Source organism: Verrucomicrobiales bacterium, assembly GCA_016793885.1.
Taxonomy (GTDB): Bacteria; Verrucomicrobiota; Verrucomicrobiia; order Limisphaerales; family UBA11320; genus UBA11320.
This window is the reverse complement of sequence record JAEUHE010000183.1, coordinates 1-14,062: the sequence shown is the minus strand read 5'-3', so window position 1 is coordinate 14,062 and position 14,062 is coordinate 1. Positions and strand designations below refer to the sequence as shown.

General features: G+C 59.4%; 9 protein-coding genes. 6 read left to right on the top strand and 3 right to left on the bottom strand.

Annotated elements, in window-relative coordinates:
• Positions 1–153 precede the first annotated feature (153 nt).
• Complete coding sequence (locus JNN07_21285) at positions 154–1,086, bottom strand: DUF533 domain-containing protein (GenBank protein MBL9170283.1); 933 nt, start codon at positions 1,084–1,086, stop codon at positions 154–156.
• 568 nt (positions 1,087–1,654) lie between these two features.
• On the opposite strand from JNN07_21285, the gene JNN07_21280 reads away from it, so the two are divergent.
• The 3 genes from JNN07_21280 (at position 1,655) to JNN07_21270 (ending at position 4,379) form a co-directional block, all read left to right on the top strand.
• The gene (locus JNN07_21280; GenBank protein ID MBL9170282.1) at positions 1,655–1,918 is read left to right on the top strand and encodes a hypothetical protein; all 264 of its coding nucleotides are present in this window, start codon (positions 1,655–1,657) and stop codon (positions 1,916–1,918) included.
• An 86-nt stretch (positions 1,919–2,004) separates the two neighbouring features.
• Positions 2,005–3,090 (top strand): phosphotransferase, encoded by a 1,086-nt coding sequence (locus tag JNN07_21275; GenBank protein ID MBL9170281.1) that lies wholly within the window; start codon positions 2,005–2,007, stop codon positions 3,088–3,090.
• Positions 3,087–4,379 (top strand): ADP-ribosylglycohydrolase family protein, encoded by a 1,293-nt coding sequence (locus JNN07_21270; protein MBL9170280.1) that lies wholly within the window; start codon positions 3,087–3,089, stop codon positions 4,377–4,379. The genes JNN07_21275 and JNN07_21270 overlap by 4 nt, the downstream gene beginning before the upstream one ends.
• Positions 4,380–4,409: 30 nt before the next feature.
• Here JNN07_21270 and JNN07_21265 read toward each other — a convergent pair whose 3' ends face one another.
• On the bottom strand, positions 4,410–4,913 hold the full coding sequence (locus JNN07_21265) for a hypothetical protein (protein MBL9170279.1): 504 nt from the start codon (positions 4,911–4,913) through the stop codon (positions 4,410–4,412).
• A gap of 201 nt (positions 4,914–5,114) precedes the next feature.
• On the opposite strand from JNN07_21265, the gene JNN07_21260 reads away from it, so the two are divergent.
• Positions 5,115–5,729: a sigma-70 family RNA polymerase sigma factor gene (locus JNN07_21260; protein MBL9170278.1), complete on the top strand. Its 615-nt coding sequence runs from the start codon at positions 5,115–5,117 to the stop codon at positions 5,727–5,729.
• A gap of 283 nt (positions 5,730–6,012) precedes the next feature.
• On the opposite strand, the gene JNN07_21255 is transcribed toward JNN07_21260, so the two are convergent.
• Positions 6,013–11,445, bottom strand: coding sequence for a VCBS repeat-containing protein (locus tag JNN07_21255; GenBank protein MBL9170277.1), 5,433 nt, complete (start codon positions 11,443–11,445; stop codon positions 6,013–6,015).
• A 428-nt stretch (positions 11,446–11,873) separates the two neighbouring features.
• Between JNN07_21255 and JNN07_21250 the strand changes: the two genes are divergently transcribed.
• Both JNN07_21250 and JNN07_21245 read left to right on the top strand, forming a co-directional pair.
• Positions 11,874–13,370 (top strand): serine/threonine protein phosphatase, encoded by a 1,497-nt coding sequence (locus JNN07_21250; protein MBL9170276.1) that lies wholly within the window; start codon positions 11,874–11,876, stop codon positions 13,368–13,370.
• 323 nt (positions 13,371–13,693) lie between these two features.
• On the top strand, positions 13,694–14,062 hold a 369-nt coding region (locus tag JNN07_21245; GenBank protein MBL9170275.1), incomplete at its 3' end, for a hypothetical protein.

Here is a 14,062-nt window from a genome sequence, read left to right as displayed (position 1 = left end):
TTCTCACTCATTTAGTGCTCCTCCGCGTTCTCCGCGCCTCCGCGAGGGATTCCGGCAGCCCTTCCGAGTCAGGGGAAGGATCTTTTCTCGCGGAGGCGCGGAGAACGCGGAGAGGAAAAGGTTCATGGGGAGAGTCTAGATAGGTGGTTGGCTTTACTGCCCGCGGATGAGGGGCAGCAGTTGGCTGACGTTGACGCCTCGGGACTTCTGCTGGATATCGCCCGCGTAGCGAGAGTAAAGCGTTCGAGCCTGTTCGACGAGGGATCCGTAGGTCGAGCGCAGCTCGATGGCCGACAGTTGTCGTCCACCCGAATAATACTGCTGAGCCAACTTGCCTAATGCCCAGGTTGTGGCGAAGGACATCACCGAGCTGGTGGCTTGATTGCCGATCGTCTTCACCATTCCGCCGCCTACCTTGCCCAACAATCCCCCCAGGAGCTTCCGCGCATAGCCCTCCAGCACTTGAGAAGTCAGGCCGACCCCCGCCGCTGCCAACAACTCCTTAATGTGGCCGCGGCCCAGCTCATGGCCGTAGCTTTTGCCAATGCGATAGACCATTTTCATTTGCAGAGGCACAATCGCCATGGTGGCGAGTGATTCGGGCAGCAGTTCCAGTGCGCCGTTGAGAATGGCGTAGTTCATCACCATTTTCTCCACGTCCGCGTTCTGGGATGCGGAAGGGAGCCCGAGCGGCTGTGTCGTGTCCGCCAGCGGTTCGAGAGCGAGCGCTTCGGCCGCGTGGGTGACGGGCGCCGTTGCTGACTCCGCCAGCTTCAGTTCTTGCCTCAGTCCCGTCAGAAAGGACTTCTCAGCCTCCGTCTGGGCGCCGTCGGCATCGCAGACGCAGACCGCCATTTCGTACGCGAGTTGGCGCAGTTCGGGGGATTGGAGCTGGGCCGCGGCTTGCGCCGGCGTGACCTGTTTGAGCAGCACCCGCTGGTAAAGCGCCGCCGGATTTACCTCGGAGTGCGGAAAACCCTCGGCGATGCGTTTGATTTCGGCCCGCTCGGCGTCGTGTTTAGCCCCATCGGCGAAGGCGGCCTGGAGCGCGAGAGTGAGAATGGATTCCTGTTCAACGGTGGTCATAAGTCGGCATGGCTAGTTCATATGCGCGCTTTAAACTAGCCTGTCCGAAGCCTCTGGCAACTCCCCGCGAAGGTTCGGGTGTCCCATGGATCCTTGTGGCGTGGACTGCTGTAGCCCTCTACAGCTTTTTTCCGCCGACGGAGTCGGCAACCCTAATGGTGGAACGACTGATCTCACCCACTTTAACCTAGAAACGGGAATGGCCTGGCATCGGTCTGTATAGGTTAGTCGCTGGCAGGGTGCAATCTCATATGGACAGTAACAAGGTACACTGTCTCATTAGCCCGCATGAACGAGCGACTCTGTTAGGCGGAGCTGGCGGATCAAGTGAACGGTTGGTGGAGTGGTTAAGAATCTTTGAAAGATTGGCAAAGCCGAGTCCGAGTAACATGTTGAACACCTGCTTGGTCTGAACGGCCTTCGGTAAGGTAGTTAAGCTTTGTAAACGCTGGCACGAGATTCGAAGCGTACGGACAGCGTGTGCATGGGTTCAACACGCCGTCAGAGTAAACGAATGGCTGGATCATGGCGTGAATTGCGAGCATGATTGAATAGAACTCTGAATCCTATGGCACACAACTCATGGATGAGGTGGCGGCTCGGCGTGTTCGTCGCAGCGTGGTTCCTGGATAGCACGGGTTTTGGAACTCCGGCGGTCAATGATGACTTCGTCAATCGAACGGTCTTGGAAGGAGAATCGATCACGGTCCATGCAGATTTTCTTAACTCGACCTATCAGTCGGCGCCACCCGATCCGGTGTTCTTAGGTCTTGAACCGCCGGGATGGCCGGTGTTGGCTGAGAAGCCGATTCCCTCGGGATCCCCCAACTGAAGGAGGGGGATCGCAATCCACCATCGGTCGCTTGACAGGGTGCTGAGGAGGTAGGGATGATTAAGGGTCTCACGACACCTGGTTCTATGAAGCTTACACCGCGCGCCCGATGGCAGGAAACCTGCCCGAACCTATTCTTCCTCGATGCCGGGGAGCCATCGGAACTTGAGGGTTACCTGTTGTCGCTGAAAATCCTGAGTCCGGGTCAAAAGGTTCGGTCAGCCGCCAGGGCCGGGGATGGCAATATGAACTGCACCCTAAGGGTCGAGACCACAGACAGCTCGCTGATTGTGAAGCAGGCGCGGCCCTGGGTTGAAAAGTATCCTCAGTTTGCCGCTCCCTGGGAGCGTGCGTTCAGCGAGGCGGAGTTCTATCGCATCGTGGACGCGCACCCCCCATTGGCGAGCCTCATGCCGCGTCTGATAGCGTTTGATCCGGTGGCACATGTCATCGTGCTCGAGGATCTGGGAATCGCCAGCGACTATACTGGGATGTATCGCGGGCAGCAGATCTCCTCTCGGGAGATCGAGGTTTTGGCCGAATTTCTGTCGCGCCTTCACCGTGATGAGAGGCGCAACTCCAACGGCTCACGTCTGCCCAATCGCGAGATGCGCGCCTTGAATCATGCTCATCTCTTCGAGATTCCGCTAGCCGTCGACAATGGTTTGGATCTGGATGCGATCACGGATGGGCTGGCGGCGCAAAGCCGGATCTTGAAGGGCGATCAAGGCTATGTGCGCGAGGTGGCACGTTTGGGGCGGGAAGTTTATCTTGCGGATGGCGACAGCCTGCTGCATGGCGATTTCTATCCTGGCAGCCTGCTTCGCACTGCCGGTGGGCCGCGGGTGATCGATCCTGAATTCGGATTTTACGGCCCGGCGGAATTCGATGTGGGTGTTTTTCTTGCTCATCTCCTCCTCTCTAGCCAACCCGCGCATCTGCGTGATCTCTGGCGTCGCGCGTATCTCGCTCCTGCCCCATTCGACGACAGGCTCATGATCCAACTGGCGGGCGTGGAGATCATGCGGCGCATCATTGGCTACGCGCAATTGCCGGTGGGATACGGGTTGGATCGGAAGTCTGAATTGCTTCGGATCTCTCGGCAGATGGTTCTTGAGCCGCAGCAGAGCCTGCTGCGCCTCGTTGAAGCTCAGCAGTCCGGGAACTTATGAGAGGAATCCATCGGCGCAAATTTCTGACTCTAGGCGCTGCGAGTCTGGCGTGGGGTGCCCTTCCTCGGCTCGGTGTCGGAGCCGATGCGCGTCCGCCGGTAGATTTGGGGGATCGTATTCGAGGCCTGGTTTTTGGAACGGTCATTGGTGACGCATTGGGCGGGCCTATTGAGTTCCAGGCTCGTGAGCGGGTTCAGGGTCTGACGGATCCCCCCAAGGTCTGGCGGAATGGTGAAACGTTGGATGCGGATGGGCGGGCGGCTGCCGCAGCTCGGTTACGGCTACGATCCTATCGGGATCTGCGTCCGGGGACGGAGTCCTATGGACAATGGAACCCCAACTCCTTGCCCGGAACGATCACCGACGACTCCCGCCACAAGTTGGTGCTGCTTCATGGGCTGCATCAGGTTGATCGTGAAAAGCGATGGCCGTTCACGGTGAAGGATCTAGCGCAAGCCTTTCTGACGTGGCCCAGTTCTGCGGCGGTCGTGGGCCGGGCCGGTTACGCGGAGCTGGCCAAAGACTGGCTGGAGGAGTGGCAGCTGGGCGCGAGATGGGTTTTGGGAGAACGAGATCTGCTGCAGGCGCTGCCACCGGAGCGAATGTGGCAAGGGTTGGCCACGTGCTGTGGTCAGATGACTCTCTTGCCGTTGGCGGTGTTGTATGCTGGGCAGCCGACGGCGGCCTATCGGGCGGCGTATACGTTGGGATTTTTCGACAATGGCATCGGGAAGGATTTAAACGCGGCTTTGGTGGCGGGCCTGGCACACGCGCTTACGGTTTCTTATGAACCCGGCGCTCAATCGGCTCCCTATCAGGCCCTGGTGAAGTCCATGCGCGAGACCGACCCGCTTCGGTTTCAGAAGATCCGATGGTCCGAGCGAGCGGTCAACCGATGGCTGAACCTGGCGGCGTCGATGGTGAAATCGGCTGAGGGTCAGCCCGCCCGATTGTTCGTCTCGCTCGATCACGAATTCGCCCAGACCACGAAGTGGGAGGCCCAGGTCCCGTTTGTGGTGGCGTTCGCGTGTCTGGAGTTGGCGGACTACGATCCTCTGGCAGCGCTTCAACTTTCCATGGAATGGGGACACGACACCGACTCCTACGCCCAGCTAGTCGGTGCTATCGTGGGTGCCATTCACGGAGCGTCGTTGTTTCCGTCTGCCTGGCGCGAAGCGGTAACCGAGCGCTTGAAAGCGGATCACGGCATCGATTTGGATGAAGAGTGCCGATTCTTGACCCGGCTTCATCGAGACGCCCAGGGTCGCACCCTCGTGGCTGAGGCGTGAGGTTTCGGACTTGGTGCAATGGACAATGAACTATCCCTGGGGCTGGGGCGTGTAGCCCATCCAAAGCGCGTGCATTCCCAGGGCGCAGAGGACGATCAGGGTGATCATGAGCAGCCGGCCGATGGAATGGAACGACAGAGCGAGCAGGAGCGACGGGAGTAGGGCAAGTAAGAGTAGGATGAAGCCGCTGATGCGCGCCCAGTTGGCCTCGGCTTGCAGGCCACGTCCGGTAAACCAGAGGGCGACTGCGAGCACGAACGCAACCACTGAGACCCCGGCCAGGAGGTTCATGGCCATTTGTCCTAACGCTCCTGCGGCTCGCCCCAGCAGGCCAATGGCTTGGGTCATCCCTTTGAGCATCAGCAGAATCGCATCTGGGTTGTCGCCGAAGTTGGGTTCGGCCGTTGGGGCGGTCAGGCGATTCCGGATCTGATGGCCCGCATAGAGCAGCAGCGTGGCTAGGGAGGGAAGGCCCATCGCGATGCTAGTGGCGATGAAGCCGGTGGCGAGGCCTTGAAGGGTAATCGGGTTCATTCTGTCGTTGCGTTGTTCGGGTCTCTCACTCGCTGAGTCGGTGAATGGTGTCACGGGCACTGGGTGTGCGCCATTCGCCTTTGGGCGTAGGTTTCGGCGCGAGTGTCTTTGGTGCCGTTTATCACCATTTCGTTTTTGTTTGAAAGAAGCCGTGGTCTTCCCTCGAGTAGCTCCATGGCCTAAAACTCAGACCCGATACCCATGGATGACCTTGCACCCACCCGGTGGACGCTGATCGAGCGCCTGAAGAAGACGGAGGATTCCCGTTCCTGGCAGGACTTCTTCGATGCCTATTGGCGTCTGATCTATTCGGCAGCGCGCAAGATGGGTTGCACGGAAACCGAGGCTCAGGATGTTGTTCAAGAGACGGTTATCTCGGTGTTTAAGTCAATACCGGGTCTGGAGACCAAGGCCGAACGGGGCTCTTTTAAGTCCTGGCTGCTCAAGATCACCCATCGACGGATCATTGATGTGTTGCGTAAACGCCCGCCTGCGCATGTTCAGCCTGCACCCAAGGTCGACCACGAAAGCACAACAGGTCCCGTGAACAAGGTTGCCGACCCTTCCGGATTCGGACTCGAGGCTTACTGGGAAAAGGAGTGGAAGGAGAACCTCTTTCAGGCGGCTCTGGATCGGGTGAAGTCCGAAGTCACGCCGCGGCAGTTCCAAATCTTTTATCTGCTCATGGCCAAAGGGATGAGTGCCAGTGAAGTTGCTAAGGCCCTGCGCGTGTCGTCGGCTCAGGTCTACCTGACGAAACATCGGGTTGGATCGCTAGTGAAGAAAATCGTGAAACGTTTAGAGAGCAATCGATGAGGTAGGCGGGGAGGTGATTTGGACGAGTGAGATCCTCCCTCGGAACACGGGCAGCGGAATGGTCCGTCAGGAACCTGAAGGGTTCGGGGTCCGAAAACCCCGCACCCCCGCATGGGGGTGCCACCCTTCCCTTTCCAAGACGTGGCATCGCTGCGCGATGCTTTTGCTTTTTGGGCGTCGATTCCGGGGATCTTCGATCGCCCGGCTTATTTTTATGACCCCCACGGGGGTCGGAAGACGAAGGGCAGTAAACGTCATGCTACAACTATCAGTGGTCGAGCTTTTAGCGCGGTTCTTCGATCTGGTGTTTCTTTCGTCCAGCGAGAACGCCCAGGCTCTGCGTCGCACCGCTCGGCCAGTGAATGACCCCGTTCGTGACTCCTTCCGCTTTGCCGAGGCCGAAGTGGAGAGTGATCGGATCTTGAGATAGAAAACCTTTTCGTGAGACGACTAACGCGTGATGGCGCTCACCCCGGCTGTCCTGGAGCTCTACGCGGGCACCGATTGCATTGCGGTTGGATCTTCGTCCGATAAGTTGAAGGCGGATCCAGGAGTTGCCGAGGTTTTGTTCGTTTCTGAAGAGTTTGCAGGGTGCCTCGAAATCATTGATGGCCACGTCTAGATCTCCGTCGCCATCGAAGTCGAACACGGCGCAGCCACGGGAATTGCCCGCATAGTCCGTCTGGGAGAAATCTCCCACATGATACCAATGGCCTTCCTGGTGCATGAAAAACAGGTTGGGCTCGTTGGCATAGCGGTTGATGAAGCGGGCCTGCGCCAGGTGCATCTCGCGTCGCTCTCCCTTCAGGCGAGGGGTGCGCTCCTCGGTGCCGTTCAGGATCGAGAAATCCAGCGTCCCGTCGTTGTCGTAGTCGATGGCGCTGCCATCCCAGGACCATCCCATCTCGGCGGGCTCGAACAGCGAAGCGAAGCGGTTGGTCAGGGTGCCGCGTCCAGTTTCAGTGTAGAGGCGGTTGTTCACGGTGACGGACAGGAAATGCAGCGTGTCATCGGGAAGGGTAATGGTTCCTGGATCCATCCGATACCGGATCGCCTGGCCTTCCTGATACACGGGTATGCTGATCTCCGATACGAAGGCTTCGAAACTTCCGTCTCGATCCAAATCCATGACGGAGAATCCCATCCCATTGTTGAGCGGTTGAAACTGGATTTGCTCGCTGCATTCCTGGAATTTCAGCTGCCCCAGATTCCGATAGATCCGGGCGTTTCCAAAGTCGTTCAACGAGAAGAGATCCGGCTTTCCGTCGCGATCGAAATCCCAAGCTCCCACCGAGTGTGTCCAGCCGGTGTCGTTGACCCCCGCTTGCGGCCCGATGTCTTCGAAGCGATGGCGCCCACCTTCGACGCGATGGTAATAGAGTCGGTTGGGTTCAGCGTTGGTATTCTGCTGGCTGCGGATCGGTCCATGGCCCTGGTCCCATCGACCGAAACTGGCCGTGTAGACATCGAGCCAGCCGTCGTTGTCGGCATCGAACCAAACGGCTTCGTGGGTGATGTCTGCATGCCTAGAGAAACCCGATTCGTCACTCACGTCAGCGAAACGGCCGCCTCCCAAGTTCTGAAAGAGCCGGCAGGGTTGAGCCACTCCGGTGATGAACAGATCCAGGTCACCGTCGTTGTCGTAGTCCACCCAGTAGGCCGCCCGGCTCTCCCCGGTGAGCGCCAGTCCGGCGCTTGCGGTGGCATCGGTAAACCGTAGGCCAGCTTCGTTGTGAAAGAGTCGGCCCCCCCCGAAGCCCGCGAAGAAGAGATCGTCGAACCCGTCTCCATCGTAGTCACCGGCGGATACGCCTCCTCCCGCGATGTCCATGGGGATCTCCAGGACAGCGCGTTTGGGAATGGAGGCTGGGTTGCTCGAGTGGCGAAAGTTCAAGCCGACCTCCCTGGAAACCTCCCGGAACATGGGTTTGGGCAATCGCTCGATGAGACGCTTTTTGGCTTCGTGCGAATAGCCGGGCAGTCGGGGAGGTTGTGCGGTTGCGGGATCCGGGTTGGAAGCTGGGGGTGTCGTGGTGGCCTCGAAACTCACCTGAAGATTCAGGGTGCCGGCGGGCACATCCTTCAGCATGGTCTTTCCGCCGGGCCAGCGAACCCACAGCTGCGCTGGACCCTTCGGCCAGCCGAGGACCACGACTGGGCTTTCTGAGGACAGGAATCCCGATCCACAGTGCAGCTCATGGATCGGCCCGCTCCGAGTTCCCTGAACGAAGCGGAGTTGAGCTCCAAAGCCGTTCCGATTCTCGGCTGGCCCCTTCAGGCTGATGCGCAGACCCGGTTGAGCGCTCCTATTGCGCCAGACCCTGGTGCTGGCTCCCATCTGGGTCACGACCAAGTCCAATCTGCCGTCGCCATCGAAGTCCCCTAGGGAGGCGCCTCGTTGCTCTCCGTAGACCTGCACGCCTGATTCACGGGGGGCAACCGCCGTGAATCCTCCTTGCCCATCGCCCTGGAGCCACAGTCCTCGGCCACCGTCGTAGCGGCCGGTTTCGCGATCTACTCCGAAGAAGTTCTGACTGAGGAAAACATCTTCGTGGCCATCGCCATTCGCATCGCCAACGCAAACGGCGAACGCGGGTGAGAATTGCGCTTCGATGGGGAGGCTCTGGGCGGCGAATCGGGTGCCGCGGTTGAGGAATAGGGTGGAATCGAGCCAGTTGACTGTGTGGATGGTAGTCGCCTTAAGGCGATCCCCGAACATCTCGCCGGTGCTGGCTGAGGCGAAGGCGCGGTACGTTTCGAACGATTCACGCAGAAAAGGCATGGCTTGGGAGAGGGTTTTGAAATCGCGCAGTGGGACCTCCTTCCCCAGTCGGGGTTCGAGATAGGCTTCCACAATATCCCAGGTGCCATTCTCATCGAGATCGCCGGAATAGATCCGGAGTCCGTGGTTGAGATGGGCTTGATACTTATGGTTGCGACCCCAATTCGCGGCGACTAGATCCATTCGTCCGTCGCCATCGAAATCCCCCGCTGAGACACCAGTCCACCAGCCGATCCAGCGATCCAATCCCAGCGACGTCGTGGCTTCGGTAAACTGTCCACCCCGATTCTGGAACACCCGAACTGGGCCCCAGTCGCAGGCGAGTACCAGCTCGGGCAACCCGTCAGCGTCCAGATCGGTGAACACCGCTCCGTTAACCAGGCCGGCCTGGCTAAGAATCTTGGTGTTGCCGGTGTCTGCTGAGAATCGGCCTCCCGATTGCCGGTAGAGTCGGGAGGGCGTGGCTCGAGGATATCGTCCAGGAACGCTCAGGCCGCCCACGAACAAATCCAGGTCGCCATCCCCATCGATGTCGCCCATGGCGAGCGGGCCTGGATTGATTTCTCCGCCTTCCCAATTCGGCAGCCGCTCCGGGCCTTGGCCGGTGAGCACGAACTCCAGCATGGATCCGTGGTCTGGGCTGACGGCTTGGTGTGAGGAAATGCCCATAAGCAATCGGTTGGTACTTCCGGCCGTGGCCCAGCAGACGATGCCGGATAGATCCTCGGGAGATTGGAGTTGAAAGGCGGGTGCCTGCACCGGATTGAAGCTGCCTCGTCGATTGTTGATAAAGATTCCTGGCGTGGTGCCTTTTCCTGCGCCCACCACCAGATCGAGTTGTCCATCGGAGTTGAGGTCGGCCCAGGTAACGCCCGGACCTGAATGGCTGAGGTTGCGAGGGAGCAGAGGCTGCCGTGCATCTCCTCCGGTTTCTGAAACCACGTGCTGGTGACGGAGCGGTGGGGTGGATTCTTCGAACCACGTGCGGAGCGGCGGTGCGGCTGCAGCAGGGGATGGGGAGGCGACGACTGTAGCGGCCGCCCGGGCGGGTTCCTGAATGAGGTAAGCATGGTCAGGACTCACCTGAGTGATGCGGCTGACCGCTCCCGAACGCCAGGTGACTTGGATGCTGAGCGAGTTGGTTCGGCTCCCGGTGGCGAACACCCTTAATGGATCGTCTCCCGAGAGATATCTTCCTCCGGCCAGTACCTCCTGACTTTGTGGTGCGCCGAATCCGCTCACTTCAATACGGCTGCCGATGCCTTGCGTGTTGGGAGCAGTTCCGCGCAACCGAAGCGCGATGCGCGAGCCGGTGGCGTCGTTGCGTAGCAGCGTGGCTGGCTCGTTGAGATTGTTCAGCGCGACATCGAGGTCCCCATCGTTGTCCAGGTCGGACACGACCATGCCGTTTGATATCCCGGGGAGGTCGAATCCCCAGGCCTTCCCCACTTCCTCGAAGGTGAGATCGCCTTGATTTCGGAACGCAACATTGGGCGTTCGTAACGCCGGCCACGGCTCCTGTGCGGCGGCTTCTCCCAGCTCGCGTTCGCGTCGGCCGCGGGCCTTGAGCACATCGGAATCTATGGCGTTTTGGCCGTGGCCGTTGGGTACCAACACGTCGGGATAGCCATCGAGATCGACATCGACGAACGTGCAACCCCAGGACCAACCGGAAGCCTCCAGTCCGGCCAGCTGGCCGATTTCGGTGTAGCGTCCATCTCCCTGATTGAGGAAAAGGGTATTGCGCTGGACGGGTGGGCGGGAGTCCATTGCGTTGATGTCGAGCGGCCATCCCCACCACGGCACCAAGGCGTTTTCGAAGTTGCTGCGCTCTGTTTGGCGATCCACGGCTTGACGGCTGAGCATGTCGACCACGAAGAAGTCGTCCCAGCCGTCGCGGTTGATATCGGCAAAATCGACGGCCATCGAAGAGAGGGGCGTTTTGCGCAGCGTGAGTCCGGGAGCAGAACGAAAAGTGCCTTTTCCGTCGTTGAGCCAGAGTCGGTCGGGTGAAAAGAAGTCATTGCAAACGTACAGATCGGGAGCGCCATCTGCATTGACGTCGTGGAACATGGCTGACAGCCCCCAGCCGTGAGGGGCTTCCTTGAGCGGATCGCCGGCCTCATCCAAGAACCGGCCTTCGGTCCAGGAGGAGAGGGTGAACGTTCCATGACCGTCGTTGAGATAGAGCAGATCGGGTTCGCCGATCTCAACGGCCGAGATGTCGTCGCCGTTCTTGAGAATCCGAAATCGATCCCGGTGCTCAGGGGGGACGATGATGCGGTTGCCTTCCCGCTTGAGGCCGAAGCGCGTGAGTCCTCCGTCCTTGATGGTCGTGGTGCGATAATTCACCACATAGAGATCGAGGTCGCCGTCGTTGTCGATATCGGCGAAAGCCATGGAATGGCTGCCGAACTGTTGCGCCAAGCCGCTGCCAGCGGTGGATTCCTGAAACTTGCCTGTGCCGTCGTTGAGGAAACTGCGCACACCTTTGCCGATACTGGAGACCAGCAGGTCCACATCGTCATCGCCATCGAGATCGGCCAGGCACGCCCCGCTGGAGAACTGGCCTTCGCAAGCAATGGTCTCATTGGCGGAGCTGAGTTCGAACTTCCACCCGCCTCGATTCAGATAGAGCTGGTTGGGGCCTTCGAGCCGACAGAAATAGAGATCGCACCAGCCATCGCCATTCACATCCCCGGCTGCGACACCAGAGCCGTTGTAAAGGATCCGGTTTTTGGAAGCCTGCGCGAGGGAAAGGATGTTGGTGAAGTTCAGGCCAGTCTCGCTGGCGGGCATCTTCGAGAAACCTGCCTTGCCTGGCCCGGGGCCAGCGACCCGAAGAGGTTGGGAGCGAAATCCTTCCCCCTCCAGCCATCCGCCGGGCTGAGCGCTGTGGAGATCCAAGGTGCCGGCATTTAGGGTTAGCGCCAAGAGCAGAGGGATCGATCTCGTTTTGAAGCTCGCGCGAGTGGGTTGCAAAGTGGGGGCGTTCAAGGGAGCGCAGTCAGAATAGACTATTCACTCGGCCGGTGTTGGATCATGCGTATCAGCAGAGTTTATTTATAGGTCATTTGGCCGATGCTTTCAATCTCGAAACCGGGTGTGATGATTTCCTGGTGGGGGGCAGACGAATAGGGAGTGCGGCAGACCTCTGCCGCTTGGGTCCTCCCGGCGTAGCTGGGATCCCCCTCCGGGGGTGCCGAAAAGCTGCAGAGGGCTACAGGACTATGGAACTATAACCCTCGTCGGATCGGTGCCCGATCAACTCCATACTGCTACGGGGTTCGATCACCTCCAGTTCTTGCTGGGAAACTGGCCGTCGGTCGCTAGGGTGGCATGGCAAGTCCGTAATGACCTGAGTGAATCCACAACGATTCCATTTGAAGTGGTTGGAGACGAGCCGCCGGCGTTCTCGGCGCGCTGCGGTGCAATACGCTCTCTGCCTGCTCTGGTCAATCGCCTGGGGTGGTGCCTTGGCGCAGCCACTCGCCCCTCCCGACTCGCTCCAACCCTCCTATGCGGATTGGCAGGCGGCTTGCGCAAAACTGCCACAAAACCGGGTCTTGCGCGGACGGTTGCCGGCAACCGAGCTGCTGCCGTTGCGCTCTTTCGCCCCTTTGGATGCTTTGCTGGACTCCTTCGGCGCGACCAGTCGCACAGGCGCTCTGGCCCGAACCGAACTTTGGCTGGGTACCCCGCCCAGTCCTGACTTTTACGATCTGCAACGCGGGCACTTCTTCCGCCAGCCCAGCGCCTTTGAACCTTTTGTTCAACGGGAGCAAGTTGGTCCAGGAACGGAGGTCATCCTCAATGGCGACTTGCATGGAGATATTCACTCCATCCTGGGACGGCTGGCCTGGTTGAATCAGAAGGGCTACTTGAGCGGCTTCAAAGTGATCCGCCCCGAGGTTCGCTTGGTGTTCTTGGGGGACTATGTCGACCGCGGGGTTTATGGTGTCGAGGTCCTGTACACCATTCTGCGGCTGAAGCTTGAGAATCCGCAGCAGGTGATTCTGGTGCGCGGCAATCATGAGGATTATCGTCTCGCGGCCAGCTACGGATTCTTCCAGGAAGGCGTCTCTAAGTACGGCCGAAGCTTCAACCCGGTCAAGATCGCCCGAATCTTCGATTTTCTTCCGGTCGCGTTGTATCTAGGCAGCGGCACCAATTACGCCCAGTGCAATCATGGAGGGGTCGAGCCCGGCTACAACCCAGCCGGCCTGTTGGAGGCTCCGGCAACGGTGCGGTATCAGCGGATCGCGGCTTTACGGCAGGCGACTTTTTTTCGCGAGCATCCCGACGTGCTGAAGGGGGTGGACGGCCTGGCTTGGTCTGAGCTTTCACCTCGTTTCATCGATTGCGTGCCCTCCAGCCCGACGGTGCCCGTCAACCTGGGCTTCATGTGGAACGACTTCACGGTGACCTCTGAAGAACCGGCACTGGCCTACGATCCCGGTCGCTCGTCCATCTTCGGCCCGGGTCCCACGCAGGCCATACTTCGGCTGGGCTCTGGGCCCAATACGCGTCTTCGCGCGGTGTTTCGTGCCCATCAACATTCAACCGTTCTGAACCCGATGATGAGTCGTTTACTCGCCAATCGAGGGGTGTATCGGCATTGGCAGGAAGAGCCAACCGCTCCGGCCAAGGAGTTGGACCCGAAGGTGGACGCTGAGGTGGGACGGCGGATTGCCGAGGGATCGGTGTGGACGGTGAATGTGTCGCCAGATACTCCTTATGGTTTGCGGCTGGGATACGAATTCGATGCGTTCTGCATTTTGCGAACGGAGCCATCGTTCGAGGATTGGAGGATGCGGGTGATCAATATCGAGAGCAAAGCCGGGACGACCGGGATGTAGTGTGGGCCGTGTCGGCCCATCGGGTTTGGAACGTCCGAGGACGGACGTCGCTACAGTGTAGTGTGGGCCGTGTCGGCCCATCGGGGTTGGAACGTCCGAGGACGGACGTCGCTACAGTGTAGTGTGGGCCGTGTCGGCCCTTTCTTCCTCAACCGAGGTGCGTGTGCATCAACTGGTTGCTTTTTGTTCTAGCGGGGTTTGCCAGCGGATTGGCCAGCGAAAGAGCTACTACGGAGTAGCTCTGGATAAGGGTGGCGATACTCCGTCACTGCTCGCTAACGCGGACTGGCTTCAGCGCCTTAGGCTCATAACCGACAAAGATTATGAAGCCAACATACCGATTGTATCGACGGGGTGCCAGCGGTCGTTACTACGCCCAGGACCGCACAACGAACAAGCAGGAGAGCCTCGGGACATCCGACAAAGCCGAGGCAGTTCGGCTGCTCAACGCCAAGAACGAATCCGCCTATCATCCTGGTTTCAACATTCACCTGGCGCGCACCTACCTCTCTGCGGCGGATCCAACCGTTGCCACGCGAACCTGGCAAGTTGTGATGGATGCCCTCGTAAGCTCGAAAGCTGGGAATGATCCGAGCACCGCCGCTCGCTATGAACGAGGGCTCAAGCAGGCTGCGCTTGATACGTTCCGAGATCTACCGGTGCTCCAGACACAGCCTGAGCACATCCTCACC